21 protein-coding genes and 1 riboswitch are annotated in these 20,682 nt (G+C 38.9%); of the genes, 17 read left to right on the top strand and 4 right to left on the bottom strand.

Annotated features, from left to right (window positions below):
- The first annotated feature begins 268 nt into the window (after window positions 1–268).
- Window positions 269–1,471, top strand: a complete 1,203-nt coding sequence (locus T375_RS11690) for a GGDEF domain-containing protein (RefSeq protein WP_197019858.1) — start codon at window positions 269–271, stop codon at window positions 1,469–1,471.
- On the opposite strand, the gene T375_RS11685 is transcribed toward T375_RS11690, so the two are convergent.
- Together T375_RS11685 and T375_RS11680 are read right to left on the bottom strand one after the other, a co-directional pair.
- A complete protein-coding gene (locus T375_RS11685) occupies window positions 1,457–2,419 on the bottom strand; it encodes an ion transporter (RefSeq protein ID WP_242839284.1) in 963 nt (320 codons plus the stop codon). The genes T375_RS11690 and T375_RS11685 overlap by 15 nt on opposite strands.
- 27 nt (window positions 2,420–2,446) lie before the next feature.
- Window positions 2,447–3,241, bottom strand: a complete 795-nt coding sequence (locus T375_RS11680) for an N-acetylmuramoyl-L-alanine amidase (RefSeq protein WP_044938719.1) — start codon at window positions 3,239–3,241, stop codon at window positions 2,447–2,449.
- A 106-nt stretch (window positions 3,242–3,347) separates the two neighbouring features.
- Window positions 3,348–3,538, top strand: a riboswitch (Lysine riboswitch).
- A gap of 86 nt (window positions 3,539–3,624) precedes the next feature.
- Here T375_RS11680 and dapA point away from each other — a divergent pair.
- The 8 genes from dapA (at window position 3,625) to T375_RS11640 (ending at window position 13,426) form a co-directional block, all read left to right on the top strand.
- Complete coding sequence (gene dapA / locus T375_RS11675; protein ID WP_044938716.1) at window positions 3,625–4,509, top strand: 4-hydroxy-tetrahydrodipicolinate synthase; 885 nt, start codon at window positions 3,625–3,627, stop codon at window positions 4,507–4,509.
- Window positions 4,496–6,031, top strand: a complete 1,536-nt coding sequence (locus T375_RS11670) for a Na+/H+ antiporter NhaC family protein (protein WP_044938713.1) — start codon at window positions 4,496–4,498, stop codon at window positions 6,029–6,031. The genes dapA and T375_RS11670 overlap by 14 nt, the downstream gene beginning before the upstream one ends.
- A gap of 43 nt (window positions 6,032–6,074) precedes the next feature.
- Complete coding sequence (locus T375_RS11665; protein WP_044938710.1) at window positions 6,075–6,551, top strand: KdsC family phosphatase; 477 nt, start codon at window positions 6,075–6,077, stop codon at window positions 6,549–6,551.
- Window positions 6,551–7,315 (top strand): TraX family protein, encoded by a 765-nt coding sequence (locus T375_RS11660; RefSeq protein ID WP_044938707.1) that lies wholly within the window; start codon window positions 6,551–6,553, stop codon window positions 7,313–7,315. Before T375_RS11665 ends, T375_RS11660 begins: the two co-directional genes overlap by 1 nt.
- A gap of 115 nt (window positions 7,316–7,430) precedes the next feature.
- Window positions 7,431–8,786, top strand: a complete 1,356-nt coding sequence (locus T375_RS11655) for a uracil-xanthine permease family protein (protein WP_044938705.1) — start codon at window positions 7,431–7,433, stop codon at window positions 8,784–8,786.
- Between the two features lie 105 nt (window positions 8,787–8,891).
- Window positions 8,892–9,530: a uracil phosphoribosyltransferase gene (upp, locus tag T375_RS11650; protein ID WP_033153058.1), complete on the top strand. Its 639-nt coding sequence runs from the start codon at window positions 8,892–8,894 to the stop codon at window positions 9,528–9,530.
- Between the two features lie 122 nt (window positions 9,531–9,652).
- Complete coding sequence (locus T375_RS11645) at window positions 9,653–11,818, top strand: hypothetical protein (protein ID WP_155952513.1); 2,166 nt, start codon at window positions 9,653–9,655, stop codon at window positions 11,816–11,818.
- A gap of 105 nt (window positions 11,819–11,923) precedes the next feature.
- Window positions 11,924–13,426, top strand: coding sequence for a flotillin family protein (locus T375_RS11640; RefSeq protein ID WP_044938699.1), 1,503 nt, complete (start codon window positions 11,924–11,926; stop codon window positions 13,424–13,426).
- A gap of 40 nt (window positions 13,427–13,466) precedes the next feature.
- Here T375_RS11640 and T375_RS11635 read toward each other — a convergent pair whose 3' ends face one another.
- Together T375_RS11635 and T375_RS11630 are read right to left on the bottom strand one after the other, a co-directional pair.
- The gene (locus T375_RS11635; RefSeq protein WP_044938697.1) at window positions 13,467–14,837 is read right to left on the bottom strand and encodes an MATE family efflux transporter; all 1,371 of its coding nucleotides are present in this window, start codon (window positions 14,835–14,837) and stop codon (window positions 13,467–13,469) included.
- Window positions 14,838–14,867: 30 nt separating this feature from the next.
- A complete protein-coding gene (locus T375_RS11630; RefSeq protein WP_044938694.1) occupies window positions 14,868–15,755 on the bottom strand; it encodes a class I SAM-dependent methyltransferase in 888 nt (295 codons plus the stop codon).
- Window positions 15,756–16,274: 519 nt separating this feature from the next.
- On the opposite strand from T375_RS11630, the gene rpsJ reads away from it, so the two are divergent.
- The 8 genes from rpsJ to rpsC all read left to right on the top strand — a co-directional run bounded on the left by rpsJ (window position 16,275) and on the right by rpsC (window position 20,681).
- Entirely contained in the window at window positions 16,275–16,586 is a 312-nt protein-coding gene (gene rpsJ / locus T375_RS11625; RefSeq protein ID WP_015548360.1) for a 30S ribosomal protein S10, read from the top strand.
- Between the two features lie 162 nt (window positions 16,587–16,748).
- Complete coding sequence (rplC, locus tag T375_RS11620; protein ID WP_044938691.1) at window positions 16,749–17,432, top strand: 50S ribosomal protein L3; 684 nt, start codon at window positions 16,749–16,751, stop codon at window positions 17,430–17,432.
- Window positions 17,433–17,461: 29 nt separating this feature from the next.
- Window positions 17,462–18,082, top strand: a complete 621-nt coding sequence (gene rplD / locus T375_RS11615; RefSeq protein ID WP_033153066.1) for a 50S ribosomal protein L4 — start codon at window positions 17,462–17,464, stop codon at window positions 18,080–18,082.
- Complete coding sequence (rplW, locus tag T375_RS11610; RefSeq protein ID WP_015548357.1) at window positions 18,082–18,381, top strand: 50S ribosomal protein L23; 300 nt, start codon at window positions 18,082–18,084, stop codon at window positions 18,379–18,381. The genes rplD and rplW overlap by 1 nt, the downstream gene beginning before the upstream one ends.
- Before the next feature lie 81 nt (window positions 18,382–18,462).
- Window positions 18,463–19,305, top strand: a complete 843-nt coding sequence (gene rplB / locus T375_RS11605) for a 50S ribosomal protein L2 (protein ID WP_044938688.1) — start codon at window positions 18,463–18,465, stop codon at window positions 19,303–19,305.
- Window positions 19,306–19,316: 11 nt separating this feature from the next.
- Window positions 19,317–19,598, top strand: a complete 282-nt coding sequence (rpsS, locus tag T375_RS11600) for a 30S ribosomal protein S19 (RefSeq protein ID WP_028234427.1) — start codon at window positions 19,317–19,319, stop codon at window positions 19,596–19,598.
- A 22-nt stretch (window positions 19,599–19,620) separates the two neighbouring features.
- Window positions 19,621–20,010 carry a 50S ribosomal protein L22 gene (gene rplV / locus T375_RS11595; protein ID WP_033153070.1) on the top strand — a complete coding sequence of 130 codons (390 nt, stop codon included), beginning with the start codon at window positions 19,621–19,623 and terminating at the stop codon, window positions 20,008–20,010.
- Window positions 20,011–20,021: 11 nt separating this feature from the next.
- Window positions 20,022–20,681, top strand: a complete 660-nt coding sequence (gene rpsC / locus T375_RS11590; RefSeq protein WP_044938686.1) for a 30S ribosomal protein S3 — start codon at window positions 20,022–20,024, stop codon at window positions 20,679–20,681.
- Window position 20,682 lies beyond the last annotated feature (1 nt).

Raw genomic sequence — 20,682 nt, 5'->3', positions numbered from 1 at the left:
ATACAAAAGAACTCAACATAACGAGAATGCTCAAATTAAAACTTACTTTGTGGAATGCATTGAAAACATCAATAAGAGCAATCTTTACATGATGCGCAAGGTCTGCATGTATACTGCAATAATTTACTTATTATTGCTGATCTTGGCTTATTTTGTTGTGCCTAGTTTTAGTATTAATAAGGTGCATTTTCTTATTGTTCCACTTTTGGTCATTTACTATGTAATAAATACACATATAAGAAAACCTTCAGTCACTCTAAGTACTCACATGACTGGTGTGGTTTGTGGTATCTTTTATTTTTCATTAGTAACAATAATCATGTTATTTGATGCAGTTGCAGTTCCAGATCGTCCTGCAGTATGGACGCCGTTAGTTATAGCACTGTTTCCAATGGTTTACATTGATAAAATGTACAAATACGGCATGGAAGAACTTATAGCTATAATAATTTATGCCATAATTGCGTTTTTTAATAAGGAGCCAGAGCTATATACCAGAGAATTGTATATGCTAGTGGCAGCATATGTTTTGTCTATGTTGTCAGCACATATTATTCTTGTAATGCGCAGCCGAGAAGGCTTGGCAATGATAGAACTAAAGGAACTTAGTTCTTTAGACAAATTGACGCATGTTTTAAATAAAGATGCGTTGATGCAAAGAATGGAAAGTCATTATGAACATAAAAAGCCAGAGGAATCATGTGCAATGCTTATGATTGATTTGGATAATTTTAAGGATGTTAATGATAATCTGGGACACGATTCAGGTGATAGGCTTTTGGAGCGAGTAGGCCAGCTTTTAATTGATAATTTTAGAGCCTACGATATAATTGGTCGTTATGGCGGAGATGAATTTGTTGTACTGATGCCAAAGATGAATGATATGACCATCCTAGAGATGAGATGTCGAACTTTGCAGATGTTTATGACAGATATTAATCTTGGAAATGGTCAACCATTTACAGCAAGTATTGGCGCAATAATAGATGGTGGAAATCACACATGCAACGAAATTTTTAGAATGGCAGATGATGCTTTATACAAATCAAAACTAACTGGTAAAAGTAGATGTACAGCATGGAATATTGAGTGTATAGAGAATTCTTCGAAGCCTGTTATAATTGCGCTGACTGACGAGAATAATGACAAAGCGATAGGCTTGTGCGGAATATTGTCTGATGAATTTGAGATAGTAAAGACTCACAATGAAGACGAGGCCCTAAGATATATAAGCCAATATCATGAACATTTGGAATTGGTGGCGGTTAATATGTCGTTGGTAGATGAAAGTGGAATAATTATTAAATATTTAAAGAAACGAGAAAGCTTTATGCATGTGCCAATTCTAGCTGTGGCAAGCTCCCCAGAGGAGAGCTTCCAAGCAAAAGAATTAGGTTCTGATGAAGTCATCATGATTGATTCAGAGGACGAGTTATATAAAGAAACAGTTAATAGATTAATACGTATGTAAGAAATATACATCGGCGGCAAGGATTACTTTGTCGCCGGTTTTTAATTTGAGCTCTTGTAGAGGAATGAGAGCTTCATCATCGCGCATAACGACAGCAGGTAGGAAATGATCAGGAGCGCTTATTTCAGATATTCGCAATCCGTTCCAACAATGAACATCGTTGATATTAACTGTGATTAAATCGATATGTTCATCCTTTGCAAAGTTTGCAAGAAGCTTGACCCTAGAATAGTGCTCAACGAAGCCTGCACTGATAATACCGGTTGGAATAGCAACCACTCCAACGCCCAAAAAAGCTGTTACAATAGCCATTATTCTGCCGGCAACAGTGATTGGATATATATCACCATACCCTACTGTCAATAAAGTAGATACAGACCACCAAATTCCGGAGAATGCATTTCTAAAAACCTCAGGTTGAGCATCGTGTTCTGCATAATATATTCCAATTGAGCTAGCCAGCATAAGGATTAGAACTATCATTACAGATGATAGAATCTGATTCTTTTTTTCTTGTAATACGGATATGATTACGGCAAAAGAATCATATTGTCCGTTGATTCTAAACAGGTGAAAGATTCGTACGATTCTAAGAATTCTAAATGCAACAAACCCTGATAAATAGAAAAATGGCAAAATGGTAAATAAATCGACGATTCCGTCAAATGATATTAAAAATTTAAGAATGGCTTTAGCTTTTGAAAGGTTAGGATATAGTAAATCTGCTGTCCAAATTCTTAGAGCATATTCCAAGCAGAAAATAAAGATTGTGATATAGGCTATTTTGTCCATAAAACAAAAATAAGGCGATAATTCACTGTAGGTTTCAAGCACCATCACCAGTATATTAATACTGATGATGATAGTGATAAAGATATCGAAAAGCCTACTTGGAATATCATCCTTATTTCCAATTTGAATAATATTAAATATTCTTTGTTTGCTCAAAACAAAATTCTCCCCAATACATTCTAATTACTTTAATGTAAGTCCGTAGTAGTTTGCGATGCCAGTAGCATCTGCGATACCAAGCTGTTGATACTGCTCAGGTGTTGAAAGATGATTAACTCTATCAGAATAGTTTGTGCAGAAAGCATGCTCAACAATGACACATGGGAATCCTGCTGACTTGGACTGATTTATAAGAGCGTAGAAGTCTTTTGCAGAACCATCTGGATACTTACCAGACTCAGAATCTCTTGTAACAATTCCAGTGCCGTTTGGGCAAAGCTTCCAGTTGTTAACATTAAGACCAGTAGCTGTAAGCTGAGTCAGAATTGACTGGCCAAGTGTAGTACCAGCAACACAGATGTCTGGCTTGTAGTTTGCGTTTGGAACGATAACCTTAGAACCATTCTGAGATGCATCTAAATCTGGATCATAGTCATTGTGCAAGCTAACGATTACATCAGCTTTAACTGATTTCGCGTAGTTGACACGAGCTGACAAGCAAGAAGATTTTGAATCAGGATCAGCGCCGTAAGGGCATTCGAAACCATAACGAGTCATATATACTGTAACGCCAGAATACTTCTCTAATTCAGCTTTGCAATAGTATGCAATGTAGAGATTGGCAATGCCTTCTTCAAAGTTTTCATAATGACATCCTGTATGAGTGGTATCGTGGCCTGGATCAAGGACTACAACTATATTTTTCTTAGCTGAAGATTTTGATTTTGCCTCAGAATAGAATGAGTTGCTTGTAAAAAGCAAGGATACAAGGGTAAGTCCAAGAACAAGACTTATACCTTTTTTGAAAAACGATTTCATCTTATATTCCTCCATAAATTTGATTCAATTTTAACATAGATTTACGTTTGTTAGCAATTTATAGTTGACATGTAAAACATAGCGATGTAGTATATACACAAATTTAATAAGAGATAGAGGTTGCGAAAGACAAAAGTAATCTTGTTGATGGGACAGGCCCATGTGATACAGGATGAAAGGGGATTTCGCCGAAGGAGAGTAGCACCTGATGCTGCTTGTCCTGGGCATATGGTTAATAGCCACATGACTGTCATCTAATGCAATGTTTGCAGTAATAGATGGGGGGCTATCATAAGATGTATTTGATTTATGTTGCCGACCATTTATTGGTCGGCTTTTTTATTGCATCAATTGGGATTTATTAGCTAAAAGGAGGATTTGTAATGAGTATTTTTACAGGTGCAGCAGTAGCGATTGTCACACCATTTAATGAGGATTGTTCAGTTAATTATGAAAAGCTCGATAAGTTGATTGAGTATCAAATTGAAAACAATACAGACGCTATTGTTATTTGTGGTACAACAGGTGAAGCTTCAACTCTTTCACATGAGGAACACTTAGATGTGGTTCGTCATTGTATAAAAACGGTTAATCATCGTGTGCCAGTTATTGCAGGTACTGGTTCAAATTCCACAGAGACAGCTATTTATTTGTCCAAGGAAGCAGAGGCTGCTGGTGCTGACGCTGTACTTTTAGTCACTCCTTATTACAATAAGGCAACCCAAAACGGACTCTATGTTCATTTTAAAGATACAGCTGATGCCATTAATATCCCATGTATCCTTTACAATGTACCAAGTCGTACAGGTTGCAACATCCTTCCTGAGACAGCAGTACGTTTGGCAAGGGATGTAAAGAATATTGTTGCAATAAAAGAAGCATCAGGAAACATAAGTCAAATTGCAAAGCTTCTTCAGCTGGCAGATGGATGCATTGATGTGTATTCTGGCAATGATGATCAAATAGTTCCAATCATGTCACTTGGAGGTATTGGAGTAATATCCGTTCTTTCAAATGTTGCGCCTCAGCAGACTCATGATTTGTGCCAGGCATGTTTGGATGGAGATTATAAAAAGGCATCAAAAATGCAGTTAGAAGCATTACCTCTTATTGATTCGTTATTCTCTGAGGTTAACCCAATCCCAGTAAAGAAAGCTCTTAATCTTATGGGATTTGAAGTAGGACCTCTTAGAAAACCTCTTACAGAAATGGAAGATGGACATACAAATATTTTAAAGGAGAACATGAAGACATATGGAATTTACTAATACAATATGGTCGCTTTTGCCACCAATTATTGCTATTGCTCTTGCGTTAATTACTAAGGAAGTTTACTCTTCACTATTCATAGGAATATTCGCAGGCGGATTATTGTATGCTGGATTTAATCTTACAGCAGCAATGGAACATATCTTTGTAGATGGAATGATAGGTCAGCTTTCAGATAGCTGGAATGTCGGTATTCTGATTTTCTTGGTTGTACTTGGAAGCATGGTTATGCTTATGAACAGAGCTGGTGGCTCAGCAGCTTTCGGTAAATGGGCTGTTACCCATGTTAAAACAAAAGCTGGTGCACAGGTTGCTACTATCGTTCTTGGTATGTTGATATTCATCGATGATTATTTCAACTGTTTAACAGTAGGTTCAGTTATGAGACCGGTTACAGATAAGCACGGCATTTCAAGAGAAAAGCTTGCATATTTAATAGATGCAACTGCCGCTCCAGTTTGTATTATTGCTCCTATTTCATCATGGGCAGCAGCTGTAACAGGATTTGTAGATGGTGCTAATGGCCTTTCATTATTTATTAAGGCTATCCCATACAACTTCTATGCATTATTGACACTTGTAATGATGTTTACAATCACATATATGAACTTTGATTATGGCTCAATGAATTTGGCTGAGCTTAATCACATGGCACAGAATAAAATCAAAGTTAAAAAAGATGGAGCAGCATTAACAGGAGCGGAGGATCAGCCTCATCCACCTGTTTCTCAAAAGGGTAAGGTTATTCACCTTGTGCTCCCAATTGTATCTCTTATCATCTGCTGTGTAATCGGAATGATTTATACAGGAGGATTTTTCTCAGGCGAGAATTTCATTGATGCATTTTCAAATTCAGATGCATCAGTTGGACTTGTATATGGCTCAGTTGTAGCACTTATTATTACAATCATCTTTTATCTTGCAACAAAGGTTCTTAGCTTTAATGAATGTATGAACGCTATCCCAGAGGGATTTAAGAGCATGGTTCCTGCAATCTTGGTACTTACATTTGCATGGACATTAAAGTCAATGACAGATTCTCTTGGTGCAGCAGAATACGTTGGTGGCCTTGTTGCTGTAATTGCAGATAACAGAGCACTTATGAGCCTCTTGCCAGCCCTTGTATTTGTAGTAGGTATCTTCCTTGCATTTGCAACTGGTACATCATGGGGAACATTTGGTATTCTCATTCCTATCGTTGTAAATGTATTTGGTGGTGATGTTAATAATGAGCTTATGATTATTGCAATTTCAGCTTGTATGGCTGGAGCAGTTTGTGGCGATCATTGCTCACCTATTTCAGATACTACAATCATGGCATCAGCAGGTGCAGAATGTAATCACATTAGCCATGTAAGTACACAGCTTCCATATGCAATGACAGTTGCTGCGGTTTCGTTTGTTTCATATATTATTTCGGGCTTTGTTAGAAACTGGGCAATATGCTTGATAATAGGTATAGCTCTTATGATTGGTACATTATTTGCTATCAAAACAATTTTTGTAAAGAAAACTGCATAAGAATATTGTATAATCTCCTTAGATTTTCTAAGGAGATTTTTTAATGAAGAATATAAAGTATTTAGTATTAGATGTTGATGGAACACTTACGGATGGCCATATTTATATGGGACAGGAAGGCGAAATAATGAAAGCCTTTTCAGCCAAAGATGGATATGGTATTTGTCATATAGCAAAACCAAATGGAATCACACCTGTTATTATTACAGGCCGTGTTAGTAAGATAGTAGAGAATCGTGCAAAGGAGCTTAGCATCACAGAGATACATCAGGGAGTTGCAGACAAGCTGCCAAAGCTTATGGAGATTCTTGAAAAAAATGGCGATACTTTGGAACAATGTGCATACTGTGGTGATGATTTAAATGATTATGATTGCATGAAACACATCAAAGATGCTGGTGGTCTTGTTGGCTGCCCAGCTGATGCGGCAAAGGAAGTAATAGAGCTTGCTGATTATGTTGCAAGTAAAGACGGCGGTAGAGGTGCAGTTAGAGAATTTATAGAATGGTTGGTTGAATAATGGAGAAAAAATCTTTTGAAATCACAGGAACAGGTCTTAAACTGATTGCGGTTATTACTATGTTTATAGACCATATTGGAGCAGGTCTGCTGGAAGTATGGCTTACTAATAATGCCGGTGTTATATCACAAGAACTTTATGGCAAAGTATTTCTTGTTGATGCTGTTTTGCGAAGCATAGGTCGTATGGCATTTCCTATATATTGCTATATGCTTGTGGAAGGCTTTATACACACTAGAAATCTTAAAAAATATGCTATTCGTTTGCTTACTATAGCAGTGATTTCGGAAGTTCCATTTGATTATCTTTTTAGAAGAAGTTTCTTTGATTTAAACTACAACAATGTTCTTTGGACTTTATTATTGGGACTAGGTGTCCTCTATGCTTATTCACTTATAGACAAGCTGGATTTTAACGTATATGCGATATATGCTTGCAGGATTCTTGTAATGTTTGCAGGTATGGGCGTGGCATACTTTACTCATCTTGATTATAAGATGGCTGGCGTAACCTGTATATCAGTAATGTATTATTTGAATGGGCCAACTAAAAAACAACGATTGTTGTCCTTTGGAATGGGCGTGCTTATGCTGACACTTATGTCTAGTGTTTTAGAGGTATTTGCATTCTTGATGCTTATTCCTGTTTCATGCTATTACGGAAAACGTGGAGCTGATAGTGTGGCTTTACGTAGATTTTTCTACCTCTTTTATCCTGCCCACATAATTCTACTAGGGTTGGTAGCATATGTGCTAAAAATATAGTAGTTATAAATAGTAATAAAAACTATTGTCAAACCTATATCAAAATGATAGAATACTGAAAGTTTAAGTTAATTTAAACTTTCAGTTTAGGTTAAACAAAAAAAGGAGGATATGTATGAACACTCATGCACCAATTAAAGATGCCACTCAGCTTGGTATTCCGAAGATGTTAGTTTTGGGACTTCAGCATTTATTTGCAATGTTTGGAGCGACTATTTTAGTTCCAATTCTCGTCAACAACTATTTCGAAGGCGAAGGTCTTTCAATTCAAGTTACTTTATTTTTCGCAGGTCTCGGTACCTTATTTTTCCATTTATGTTCTAAATTCAAAGTTCCCGCATTTCTTGGTTCATCATTTGCTTTTTTAGGCGGATTTCACACAGTTGCTAATTTAAATACAGGTATTTTCAAAAACATGACAATGGGCGAAAAGCTTCCATACGCATGCGGCGGTATTGTTGTGGCTGGTTTATTATATTTGGTACTTGCACTTGTAATAAAACTTGTTGGAATTAAAAAGGTTATGAAATACCTTCCACCAGTTGTCACTGGTCCAATCATCATTTGCATCGGATTGTCATTAGCGCCTTCAGCTATAAGCAATGCATCTCAGAACTGGTTGCTTGCAATCATCGCACTTGCTGTTGTTATTATTTTCAACATTTGGGGAAAGGGAATCTTTAGAATCCTTCCAATTCTTATGGGTGTAGTAATCTCATATGCTTGCGCACTTATTTTCAACGCACTTGGAATGACAAATGCAGATGGAAGTGCAATCCTTGATTTTGCAGCAGTTCATGAAGCGTCTTGGGTCGGCTTACCAGATTTCTTCATTTGCAAATTCAATATTTCTGCAATCCTTGTAATGGCTCCAATCGCCATTGCTACAATGATGGAGCATATCGGAGATATGTCTGCTATTTCAGCAACAGTAGGAGAGGATTTTGTTACTGATCCAGGTTTACATAGAACACTTGTAGGTGATGGTCTTGCAACAAGTATTTCAGCAATGTTCGGTGGTCCAGCTAATACAACATATGGAGAGAACACTGGCGTACTTGAGCTTTCAAAGGTTCACGATCCTAAGGTAATCAGAATTGCAGCTTGCTATGCAATCGTACTTTCATTCATCCCTAAGATGGCAGATATCATTGGTACAATGCCAAGTGCAATCGTAGGTGGAATAAGCTTCATGCTTTATGGTATGATAAGTGCAATAGGAATAAGAAACGTTGTAGAGAATCATGTTGATTTTACACACTCAAGAAACCTTATCATTGCAGCAGTTATTCTTGTATGCGGTCTTGGTTTTTCAGATGGTCTTACATTCACAGTAGGAAGCACAGACATTACACTTACAAGTCTTGCAATTGCAGCAATCGCAGGTGTAGTTCTCAATGCTATCATTCCTGGTAGAGATTACGAATACGGTGATCCTGAAAGATACAGATTTGATAAAGAAGGTATTTAATTCTATTTAAAAAAGTTACTGCAGCTGATAAAATAGAAATATAGATATCAACCCTTTCATTATTATAAGAGGGATAAATAGATAAATTTTTTGGAGGCTAATTTAATGGAGAAATTAGATAACGTAGTAGAGCTTACACATCCTCTACTTCAGCACAAAATTACAATGCTTAGAGATAAGAACACAGGAACAGCAGAGTTCCGTGCTCTTGTAGAAGAAATAGCTATGCTTGAGGCTTTTGAAGCACTCAACGATTTACAGACAGTAGATATCGAGTGCGAGACACCAATCGAAAAGTGCATGGCACCAGTTATTGCTGGTCGTAAGATGGCAATCGTACCAATCCTTCGTGCAGGTCTTGGTATGGTTAACGGTATTCAGAAGCTTGTACCAACAGCAAAGATTGGTCACATTGGTATGTACCGTGATGAGGAAACACATATTCCACACGAGTATTACTGTAAGCTCCCAAGCCCAATTGAGGAGCGTCTTATCGTTGTAACAGATCCTATGCTTGCTACAGGTGGTTCAGCAATCGATGCTATCACACTTATTAAGCAGCATGGTGGAAAGAGAATTAAGTTTATGGCAATTATTGCAGCTCCAGAGGGAGTTAGAGCTCTTCATGAGGCTCATCCTGATGTTCAGATTTACATTGGTCATATTGATCGTGAACTCAATTCTGATGCTTATATTTGCCCTGGTTTAGGAGATGCTGGAGATAGAATCTTCGGAACTAAGTAAAGGAGTCGACTTTGGAACCTATCACTATTGAGGCAGGTAAAAAGTTAATAAATGAGAATGATCCGGTTGATAGCATGTATGTTGTTATAGCCGGAGAGATAGTACAACAATGGAGGGGCCAGATGTTAAGTCTAGGCCCTGGTACTGTTGTTGGGCTTTCTGATGCTCTCAATCATCAGTATGAAGCAGATTATACTGTAAAAGAAACAGCCACCGTCATTAAATGCAATTATAAGACGATGGCTGATTTTGATGTTATCTTCAATGAACAACCAGTATATATTTTTGGTTTTGCAAAAGGTGCATTCAGACAGTGTAGGGATGTATTTAAAATATATGATTCATACAAAAAGAAGGTAGATGATTTTACTGATTACTGCAGAGGAATAAACGCTGAGTATCGCAAATTATGCCGCGCAGCTTCTATGACACCTGTAGAGATTCCTTTGTTGGAGGAAATGGAGCCTCTTGAGCTTAAAAATGAAATCCTCAAGTGGGAGCATGATTATATTGATAGCTTAAATTCTGTTGACAATAAAGAAATTGAAAATATTTATGGTAAGCGCACTGAGATTGTAAATGGTGTTATTGGTATTAGCTGTGGCTATATGGCTAGAGCTATTGAGTGCGCAGAGACAATGGGCTTTTACATTGAAGAGTTTTCACCTATTCTCCTTTCTCAAGATAGAGGAGATATGTTTGAACTGCTCTTTAATCTTAGAATATACATTGCAGAACGTGGTATGGAGCAGGATGGCATTATTAAGCTAATGAAGATGCTTTACAAGTATCTTTCTACCTGTGGAATCTATGACAAAAAGCTTATCAAAGAACGTTGGGCAGAATATGATTCGCACGATTTTGCAGCTTCTGCAGCAGCATTTGATGAGGCAAAAATGCAAAAGCAAGCTGAATTTACTCAGACCTTTGAACACATCTGTGAATTCGCAGAGGTGGATGAAGCTAAGCAGGATGAGTACAGACAACAGCTTGATGATTATTTGGCTCTTTCTGATAGAGAAGGTAAAGAGGACAATGAGCGTCGTATAAGAAAGAAAGCTGTAGATTTGTTTTATGATATTTATCGTAAAACATTCTTTAGGGCTTTGGAATTCGAAGCTATGGGTGGTGAGCTAGATACCATTATCCTTATGTTTTTGAATTTTGGTTATATCGACTACGAGGCGGTTGGCGAGGAGCTTACTTATCAGCTGGCTGATTTAGTAGAGCGACTAGAAACTTTATGCGAAAGCGACCATCTCTTCACTATATACAAGTGGCTTCGCATGGTATATCAGGCAGACAGGGAACCAAGCAAGAACGAGCTTGACTTAGACTATAGAGGTTTTATCCTTGAAGAAAGAAAGTCTGGAAATATTCCTGAGTCTGAAATGCAGACATGGATGAATGACCAGGAGCAGAAAGTCATTTTTGAAATTGATAATTTCTTCAAGTCGGCAAATAGAACCACATCGGGAAAGATGACAGCATTCTGCCCGGTTCTTACAAAAGAAGATTTTGGCGCAGAACCTATGAGACTTTTACTGACTCAGACGAAGCTTATGGAAGCTATGAATCGAATCGAAGAAGTGGATTATGGCATTTTCTTGCGCGAGGGTTATTTTACAGATATGGATACAGGCGTTAAGAGTGAGGCTTATTTAAAGCGAGTCGAGCCTGATATTATCCTTCTTCCAAATGTAGGAATGCGTGCTATGATGTGGCAGGAATGCGGCGGAATAAAGGTGGATTCACCGGGACGTTTCGTATTCCCTATGTTTACTCTTGATGATATCGACAAGATGATGATTTATTGTTGCGGAGCGTTCAGATGGGAAATCTGCAGAAAAGAGCAGGGTTCAAGATGGAATGATATTGGCTCTGAGTGCCTGACATCAGACTTTTATGATTACTTTACATTCTATCGAAAGAATAAAGATCTCTCTGCAGAAAACAAAGAAAAGGTTAAGACGCTTCTTAAATCTTCTCGAAACAATATGCGTGAGGCCTTTACAAAGCAGTACACAATCTGGATTAATTTTGAGGCCCAGGGAAGTATTCGTCTTAATAAGGCAGAGAGAAATATCCTTAATAAACACTGTACATTCTCAAAGGCCTATAGAGCAAAGGTTAGCTCTCATCCAATGTTTGAGCAAGGCATATCTCGTCATGAGATTAAGCAGTCTCAAGCATTGCATCATTTGAAAACTATCATTGATAAGGTGGAGAAAAATGATGGTGTAGTTCCTGATGAGGTGAAGCAGGGAATGGAATATTTAAAGATGTAATAAATTCTAAAAAAGTATTTACATACTACTCAAGATGTGCTTTAATATAACTGTCCAAAATAATAGTTTTGGGCAGTTATTTTTTTGAAAGAGAGGGAAAATGTTATGGAACTAATACCTATTATCGCACTTATTATTGTAGTTCTGTTAGTAATTGTGGCAGGCTATGTAAAGGCGCCACCAGACAGAGCCTATATCATTTCTGGTCTTCGCAAGACTCCTCGTATTCTTGTGGGACGAGCTGGAATCAAGATTCCATTCTTTGAAAGAGTTGATAAGCTTTATTTGGGACAGATGACAGTTGATATCAAAACTGAACAGTCAGTGCCTACTAACGATTTTATTAATGTAAATGTTGATGCTGTAGCAAAAGTAAGAATTGGCACAGATGCTTCATCAATTCAGCTTGCAGCAAAGAACTTCTTAAATAAGAATCCAGACCAAATCACTATGGATTTACAGGATTCTTTACAAGGTAACATGCGTGAAATCATCGGTACATTGTCATTAAAGACAATCAATACTGATAGAGATAGCTTTTCTGATCAGGTTATGGAAAAAGCATCTAAGGATATGAACAAACTTGGTATCGAAATCCTTTCATGCAACATTCAGAATGTAACTGATGAGAATGGACTTATCAATGATCTTGGTATGGACAACACTGCTAAGATTAAGAAAGATGCAGCTATTGCAAAAGCACAGGCTGATAGAGATGTTGCTATTGCACAGGCTGAGGCTGATAAAGCTGCTAATGATGCAAGAGTTACTGCACAGACAGAAATTGCAGAAAAGAATAATGCCCTTGCTATTAAGCAGGCAGAGTTGAAGCAGCAGGCTGATACAGCTAACGCTGTCGCAGATGCAGCATATTCAATTCAGCAGCAGGAACAGCAGAAGACAATTGAGGCTGCTACAGTAAATGCACAGATTGCTAAGGCTGAGCGCGAAGCAGAATTGAAGCAGAAGGAAGTTGTTGTTAAACAGCAGGAACTTGCTGCTCAGATCGAGAAGCAGGCAGATGCTGAAAAGTATCAGGCTGAGAAAAAAGCAGAAGCTGAGTTAATTCAGAGACAGAAAAAAGCTGAGGCTGCCAAGTATGAGCAGGAGCGTGAAGCTGATGCAAAGAAAGCACAGGCAGAAGCTCAGAAGTTTGCTGCAGAGCAGGAAGCAGCTGGTATTAAGGCAAAGTATGATGCAGAAGCAGCCGGTATTGCTGCGAAAGGTAAGGCGGAAGCTGAGGCAATAAAGGCAAAAGGTCTTGCAGAAGCTGAAGCTATGGAAAAGAAAGCCGAAGCATATCGCAAGTACAATGGTGCCGCTATGGCAGAGATGATGATTAAGGTTATGCCAGAAATTGCTGCTGAGATTGCAAAGCCTCTTGCTGCAATTGATAAGATTAACATCTACGAAACTGGCGAAGGCGGTGAAGGCGGAGCTGCTAAAATATCAGGTAACATGCCTGTAGTTTTAAAGCAGGTCTTTGATACAATGAGCGAGGCTACAGGAGTAGATCTTGCTGAAATCATGAAAGCTAACACATACGATGCTAAGGTTAACAAAAATGTTAATATTACAGGCGCCAATGTTGACGTGAAAACAGAATAAATCTAAAAAAGAGCCAACCATAACGGTTTGGCTCTTTTTATTATAGGTTTCGGAATTCTGGACGAGAGAATTCTCTTCGAATAAGTATGAAGCAGATTGTAAACGAAAGAACATCTGCAACTGGTCCTGCATATAATACGCCATTAAATCCAAAGAAAAATGGCAATAGAATAATAAGTGGGGTAAGGAATAAAACTTGTCTTGTAAGTGACATGAAAATTCCTTTGTATGGTTTTCCAATTGCTGTAAAGAAATTGGAAGTAAGTGGCTGCAAGAAAGCAGTACAAATACCAAATAAGAATATTCTGAAATACTTAGTACAAAAATCAAAATACAACTCTGAACCTGAACCAAAAATCGAAACTATTTGGCGAGGGAAAAGCTGGAAACATAACCAACTGATAGTAGTGATGATTGCAGCTAATTTAATGGCAAGATGATAAGCATCTTTTACTCGTTGGTAGTTTTTAGCCCCATAGTTGAAACTGATGATTGGCTGTAAACCTTGAGAAATACCGATTACAAAAGAGAAGCATATGCCGTTAACCTTTGAAATAATTCCGGCGCAGGTAATAGGAATATCTGAACCGTAAATAGATTGAGCGCCATAGTGTCCCATTACATGATTCATTACAATCTGCACAAGCATCATAGCAATTTGATTAATAAATGGAGCTGTACCTAAGGATGCAATTGCTACAATAATAGAAAGCTGTGGGATGAAATGTTCCTTGGAAAGTTTTACGGTTTTAAATCTGGTTAAATAGATTAGAACCATAAATCCAGCGATATATTGACCAATGATTGTCGCGATGGCGGCACCAGACATTCCCCATCCGAAAACTGCTACGAATAAATAATCAAGTATCGTATTTACGATAGCGCCTACGAGGTTGATTGCCATAGTCATATTTGGGCTGCCATCAGCTCGTACTAGATGACTTCCGCCACCTGATAAGATAAAGAATGGAAATCCAAGCGCGCATATTCTTGAATATTCCATTGCGTATGGGAGAATGTTTTCTGTTGCTCCACATGCCAACAAAATTGGCTCAAGGAAAAGCTCGGTTATAACTGTCAGGATTAAACCACCTATTAGCATTACAGTTACAGCGTTACCAATGTAATGACCGGCCTTTTCTGTTTCGCCACGGCCCATCGCCAAGTTAAATGTTGAAGCAGCACCTATGCCGCACAAAAGTGCAATCGATACGTTTAAAATTGAAAGTGGAAACTGGATGTTTGTTGCGCCGTTACCAAGGGGTCCAACAAAGTTTCCAATGAATAATTGATCCACCATGTTGTAGAGAGAACCTACAAGCATGGCTATTATACTAGGAATAGCAAATTTCTTTAGTAGCTTTCCTACTGGCTCTATACCAAGAGGGTTTATTGTGTTTGTTTCAGTCATAAAATTGAGTTCCTTTTATATTATAGTGCGTTATTTTCTAACCCAACGTCCGCTGGCTCCACATGGTAATACTAATCCTGATTCTGTAACTGGAAGACCAATTTCGTCAGCGTTAACCTCCCCTGGATGTTTATCCAATAAAGCTGTGCTTATCATATAATTTAATACAGCTGGCTGTAAACCTGTTGTGTAAGAGTTTACTAAGAAGAAAAGAGCGTCATCTGAAAGGATTTGCTCGCAAAGCTGTATGAATGGGAAAATATCATCTTCAATTTTCCAAATCTCGTTCTTTGATCCTCTTCCGTATGAAGGTGGATCCATGATGATTCCATCGTATTTGTTGCCACGACGAATTTCGCGTTCTACAAACTTACGGCAGTCATCTACAAGCCATCTGATTGGTGCTTCAGAAAGACCAGATGAAGCAGCGTTTTCCTTTGCCCACTGAACCATGCCCTTTGAGGCATCAACATGAGTAACCTGAGCTCCAGCAGCTGCTGCGGCAAGAGTTGCACCTCCTGTATATGCAAAAAGATTAAGGACTCTAACGGGGCGTTTCTTTTCAGTTACTTCCTTATTTATAATAGAAGAAAACCAATCCCAGTTAACGGCCTGCTCAGGGAAAAGACCTGTATGCTTGAAAGCGAAAGGCTTTAGGTTGAACTTTAAGTCGTGACCACAGATAGGATAGCTGATAGTCCACTGTTCTGGTAAGTCAAAGAATTCCCATTCGCCACCACCTTTATTTGAACGATGGTAGTGTGCATTTAATTTCTTATAATAGGAAGATTTCTTTGGAGTGTTCCAAATAACCTGAGGGTCAGGCCTAAGAAGAACATAGTCGCCCCAACGTTCAAGCTTCTCGCCTGAGGAGCAATCGATTATTTCGTAATCTTTCCAATTTGATGCTGTATTCATATTTCACCAAGTTACTTATGAAAGTAACAATCCTTTCTATATTAACTATATTGTTTACAATAATAATTACTTCCTATATTATAGGTAGTAATTTCTTATGCCTTGAATATTATACTTGAAGATTGTCAATGTTCAATGTCTAATAGTACAAACACTGTATAAAAAACACAATATTTAGTAGAAAACAGGATTGTACTAAATAAAATACAATATTTTTCTTCTTTTTATTGCAGACTTCCCATTTCTCGTGTATATTATTACTTGCTGTGACATGATAGCTATGAAGCGTGAGGTTGCAACCCAGCTTGCTGAGGTTGGTTTTCCGTGGAGCGAATGTCAAGTTAGGAAACTGACGACAAGTCACTGTACAACAGAAAACCGTCCGCATCTGCGGAGACGACGTGTGAGAACTTGGTTCGAACTTTGAGTTTTGAAACATGAAACACACGGGTAAGTGTACAGTCGCCACTTGATCGCTTTTTCACAAAAAGAAAAACGAAAAAGGAGGAGACTTTTTTTATGGCAAATCAAGTTATGAGAATCACACTCAAGGCTTATGATCATGAGTTAGTAGATTCATCTGCCAAGAAAATCATCGAGACTGTTAAGAAGAACGGAGCACAGGTTAGTGGTCCAGTACCTCTTCCAACAAAGAAGGAAGTTGTTACAATTCTTAGAGCTGTACATAAGTACAAAGACTCTCGTGAGCAGTTCGAGCAGAGAACTCATAAGAGATTGATTGATGTCATCGACCCAACACAGAAGACTGTTGAGGCTCTTTCAAAGTTAGAGATGCCTGCAGGTGTTGAGATCAGCATCAAGAACAAGTAATTGGGTTCATTTAATTAAGAAAACATCCAAGATGGTTTTATATAGAAGCAATAAGTTCTTATCTTATTCCACTTATATGACACTGTTCTAGGATGAACGGTTCCGCTACCCCATAGTTTTGGGCAAGAAGCGTTCCGCTGTAGAAAATGGAGGTAAGAAAACATGAAGAAAGCTATTTTAGCTACAAAGGTCGGAATGACTCAGGTCTTCAATGAAGGCGGCGAGCTTATTCCTGTAACTGTACTTTCTGCAGGTCCATGTGTTGTTACACAGATTAAGACAGTAGAAAATGATGGTTACGATGCTGTTCAGGTTGGCTTTGTTGACAAGAAAGTAAAGCTTGTTAATAAGGATGCAAACGGACGCAAAGAAATTATTCATCGCAATGGCGTAAACAAGCCAGAGAAGGGTCACTTCGATAAGGCTGGTGTTGAGCCAAAGAGATTTGTTAGAGAGTTCAGATTTGATAATTGTGCAGATTATGCACTTGCTCAGGAAATCAAGGCTGATATCTTTGAAGCTGGTGACAAGGTTGATGCAACAGCTACTTCAAAGGGTAAGGGATTCCAGGGCGCTATCAAGAGATTAGGCCAGCACAGAGGTCCTATGGCTCACGGTTCTAAGTTCCACAGACACCAGGGTTCAAATGGTGCTTGTTCTTCACCTAGCCGTGTATTCAAGGGCAAGGGTATGCCAGGTCAGATGGGCGGAAACAAAGTAACAATCCAGAACCTTGAGATTGTACGTGTTGATGTTGAAAATAATCTGCTTTTAGTAAAGGGTGCTGTTCCAGGACCTAAGAAGTCTCTTGTAACAATTAAAGAGTCAGTTAAAGCAGAAAAGTAATCTTACGATAGGAAAGGAGGAACTTAGCGATGGCTAAAGTATCCGTATATAATATGGAAGGCAAAGAAGTTGGCACCATGGATCTTAACGACAGCATCTTCGCAGTTGAGATTAATGAGCACTTAGTTCACATGGCAGTTGTCCAGCAGCTTGCAAATAACCGTCAGGGAACACAGAAGGCTAAGACTCGTTCTGAGGTTTCTGGTGGTGGTAGAAAACCTTGGAGACAGAAGGGAACAGGTCATGCAAGACAGGGTTCTACAAGATCTCCACAGTGGACAGGTGGTGGCGTAGTATTCGCTCCAACACCAAGAGATTATTCATTTAAGCTCAACAAGAAGGAGAAGAGAGCAGCTCTTAAGTCTGTACTCACTTCTGCAGTTAACGAGAACAAGTTCATCGTTGTTGACGAGCTTAAGTTTGACGCTATTAAGACAAAGGATTTTGCAAAGGTATTAACAAACCTTAACGTTGAGAAGGCACTTGTTGTTCTTGATACAAATGACAAGAACGTAGTTATGTCTGCAAAGAACATTCCTACAGTTAAGACAGCTCTTACAAACACAATCAACGTTTATGACATCCTTAAGTACAACACAGTAGTTGTAACAAAGGCTGCTGTAGATCAGATTCAGGAGGTATATGCATAATGGCAAATGTACAGTATTATGACGTAATCCTTAAACCTGTAATCACAGAAAAGTCAATGAACGCTATGGCTGAGAAGAAGTACACATTCTTAGTTCATCCAGAAGCTAACAAGACAATGATTAAGGAAGCTGTTGAGAAGATGTTCGACGGAGTAAAGGTTGCTTCAGTTAACACAATGAACGCTGATGGCAAGACAAAGAGACGTGGAATGACATTCGGTAAGACAGCAAAGACAAAGAAAGCTATCGTTCAGCTTACAGCTGATAGCAAAGATATCGAGATTTTCTCAGGTCTTTAAGATATAGCTTAAAGCGAAAGTTAATTAATTTTATGCGCAGTCGAGCGCGATAATAAACGAGTAAACGAAAGGAGAAACAAAATGGGAATTAAGACATATAACCCATATACACCTTCTAGAAGAAATATGACTGGTTCAGATTTCGCTGAGATCACAAAGACATCTCCAGAGAAGTCACTTGTTGTTTCATTAAAGAAGCACGCTGGTCGTAACAATCAGGGTAAGATTACCGTTAGACATCACGGTGGCGGTAACAGACAGAAATATAGACTTATTGATTTCAAGAGAAATAAGGATGGAATTCCTGCAAAGGTTATTGGTATCGAGTACGATCCAAACAGAACAGCTAACATCGCTCTTATCTGCTACGCAGACGGCGAGAAGGCTTACATCCTTGCTCCAGCTGGTCTTACAGACGGCATGACAGTTATGAACGGTGCTGACGCTGAAGTTAGAGTTGGTAACTGCTTACCACTCGAGAAGATTCCAGTTGGTACACTTATTCACAATATCGAGCTTTATCCAGGACGTGGCGGACAGCTTGTTCGTTCAGCTGGTAACTCAGCTCAGCTCATGGCTAAAGAAGGTAAGTACGCTACACTTCGTCTTCCTTCAGGCGAAATGAGAATGGTACCTCTTAACTGCCGTGCATCAATCGGTGTAATCGGTAACGGTGATCACAACCTTGTTAAGATCGGTAAAGCTGGTCGTAAGAGACACATGGGTATCAGACCTACAGTTCGTGGTTCTGTTATGAACCCTAATGACCATCCACATGGTGGTGGTGAGGGCCGCGCTCCTATCGGACGTCCAGGTCCATGCACACCTTGGGGCAAGCCAGCTCTTGGTCTCAAGACAAGAAAGAAGCACAAGCAGTCTAACAAGCTCATCGTAAGAAGACGCGATGGTAGAGCAATCAAGTAAGGAGGATACACATGGCACGTTCATTAAAAAAAGGACCATTTGCTGATGCAAGCTTATTAAAGAAGGTTGATGCTATGAACGCAAGCGGCGACAAGTCAGTTATCAAGACATGGTCACGTCGTTCTACAATCTTCCCACAGATGGTTGGACATACAATTGCAGTACATGACGGTAGAAAGCATGTTCCAGTATATGTTACAGAAGACATGGTTGGACACAAGCTTGGTGAATTCGTTGCTACTAGAACCTACAGAGGTCATGGCAAAGACGAAAAGAAGTCAAAGGTACGCTAATTAACAGAAAGGAGTTTTTATCATGGCTAAGGGACATAGATCTCAAATTAAACGTGAGAGAAACGATGTAAAGGATACAAGACCTTCAGCAAAGTTATCTTATGCTAGAATGTCAGTTCAGAAGGCTTGTTTCGTACTTGATGCCATTCGTGGTAAGGATGTTGATACAGCTCTTGCTATCGTAATGTACAATCCAAGATACGCTTCAAGTGTTATAGAGAAATTACTTAAGTCTGCTATTGCAAACGCTGAGAACAATAACGGCTTAGATCGCAAGGACCTTGTAGTAGCTGAGTGCTATGCAAACAAGGGACCTACAATGAAGAGAATTAGACCAAGAGCACAGGGTAGAGCTTACAGAATCGAAAAGAGAATGAGCCACATCACAATCGTGCTTGATCAGAAAAATTAAGGAGGCAAAACATGGGACAGAAAGTTAATCCTCATGGCTTAAGAGTCGGTGTTATTAAGGACTGGGATTCTAAGTGGTACGCTGAGGGCGAGAACTTCTCAGACTACTTAGTTGAAGACTATAATATCAGAAAATTTCTTAAGAAGAAGCTTTACGCTGCAGGCGTTTCTAAGATTGAAATCGAGCGCGCTGCTGGTAGAGTAAAGGTTACTGTTTATACAGCAAAGCCAGGCGTTGTTATCGGTAAGGGCGGCGCTGAAATCGACAAGATTAAGACTGAGCTCCAGAAGCAGACAAGCGATAAGCTTGTTGTTGATATCAAGGAAATCAAGAGACCAGATCGTGATGCACAGCTCGTTGCTGAGAACATCGCTGGCCAGCTTGAGAACCGTGTATCATTCCGTAGAGCAATGAAGTCTTGCATGGGTCGCGCTATGAAGACTGGTATCAAGGGTATCAAGACAAGCTGTTCAGGACGTCTTGGTGGTGCTGATATGGCTCGTTCAGAGTCTTACAATGAAGGTACTATTCCACTTCAGACACTTCGTGCTGATATCGATTATGGATTCGCTGAGGCTGACACTACTTATGGTAAGGTTGGCGTAAAGGTTTGGATCTATAAGGGTGAAGTACTTCCAAAGAGAAAGAATGTGGAAGGAGGAGCTCAATAAT

Origin of the sequence: Pseudobutyrivibrio sp. LB2011 (assembly GCF_000701765.1) — a bacterium.
GTDB classification, from domain to species: domain Bacteria; phylum Bacillota; class Clostridia; order Lachnospirales; family Lachnospiraceae; genus Pseudobutyrivibrio; species Pseudobutyrivibrio ruminis.
This window is presented reverse-complemented; position numbering and strand designations above follow the sequence as displayed.

Excerpts from the sequence above, each read along its gene's own strand:
- T375_RS11690 (WP_197019858.1), top strand. The coding sequence starts at position 269 with ATGACTGGTGTGGTTTGTGGTATCTTTTATTTTTCATTAGTAACAATA.
- T375_RS11680 (WP_044938719.1), bottom strand. The coding sequence starts at position 3,241 with ATGAAATCGTTTTTCAAAAAAGGTATAAGTCTTGTTCTTGGACTTACC.
- dapA (WP_044938716.1), top strand. The coding sequence starts at position 3,625 with ATGAGTATTTTTACAGGTGCAGCAGTAGCGATTGTCACACCATTTAAT.
- T375_RS11670 (WP_044938713.1), top strand. The coding sequence starts at position 4,496 with ATGGAATTTACTAATACAATATGGTCGCTTTTGCCACCAATTATTGCT.
- T375_RS11665 (WP_044938710.1), top strand. The coding sequence starts at position 6,075 with ATGAAGAATATAAAGTATTTAGTATTAGATGTTGATGGAACACTTACG.
- T375_RS11660 (WP_044938707.1), top strand. The coding sequence starts at position 6,551 with ATGGAGAAAAAATCTTTTGAAATCACAGGAACAGGTCTTAAACTGATT.
- T375_RS11655 (WP_044938705.1), top strand. The coding sequence starts at position 7,431 with ATGAACACTCATGCACCAATTAAAGATGCCACTCAGCTTGGTATTCCG.
- upp (WP_033153058.1), top strand. The coding sequence starts at position 8,892 with ATGGAGAAATTAGATAACGTAGTAGAGCTTACACATCCTCTACTTCAG.
- T375_RS11645 (WP_155952513.1), top strand. The coding sequence starts at position 9,653 with ATGTTAAGTCTAGGCCCTGGTACTGTTGTTGGGCTTTCTGATGCTCTC.
- T375_RS11640 (WP_044938699.1), top strand. The coding sequence starts at position 11,924 with ATGGAACTAATACCTATTATCGCACTTATTATTGTAGTTCTGTTAGTA.
- T375_RS11635 (WP_044938697.1), bottom strand. The coding sequence starts at position 14,837 with ATGACTGAAACAAACACAATAAACCCTCTTGGTATAGAGCCAGTAGGA.
- T375_RS11630 (WP_044938694.1), bottom strand. The coding sequence starts at position 15,755 with ATGAATACAGCATCAAATTGGAAAGATTACGAAATAATCGATTGCTCC.
- rpsJ (WP_015548360.1), top strand. The coding sequence starts at position 16,275 with ATGGCAAATCAAGTTATGAGAATCACACTCAAGGCTTATGATCATGAG.
- rplC (WP_044938691.1), top strand. The coding sequence starts at position 16,749 with ATGAAGAAAGCTATTTTAGCTACAAAGGTCGGAATGACTCAGGTCTTC.
- rplD (WP_033153066.1), top strand. The coding sequence starts at position 17,462 with ATGGCTAAAGTATCCGTATATAATATGGAAGGCAAAGAAGTTGGCACC.
- rplW (WP_015548357.1), top strand. The coding sequence starts at position 18,082 with ATGGCAAATGTACAGTATTATGACGTAATCCTTAAACCTGTAATCACA.
- rplB (WP_044938688.1), top strand. The coding sequence starts at position 18,463 with ATGGGAATTAAGACATATAACCCATATACACCTTCTAGAAGAAATATG.
- rpsS (WP_028234427.1), top strand. The coding sequence starts at position 19,317 with ATGGCACGTTCATTAAAAAAAGGACCATTTGCTGATGCAAGCTTATTA.
- rplV (WP_033153070.1), top strand. The coding sequence starts at position 19,621 with ATGGCTAAGGGACATAGATCTCAAATTAAACGTGAGAGAAACGATGTA.
- rpsC (WP_044938686.1), top strand. The coding sequence starts at position 20,022 with ATGGGACAGAAAGTTAATCCTCATGGCTTAAGAGTCGGTGTTATTAAG.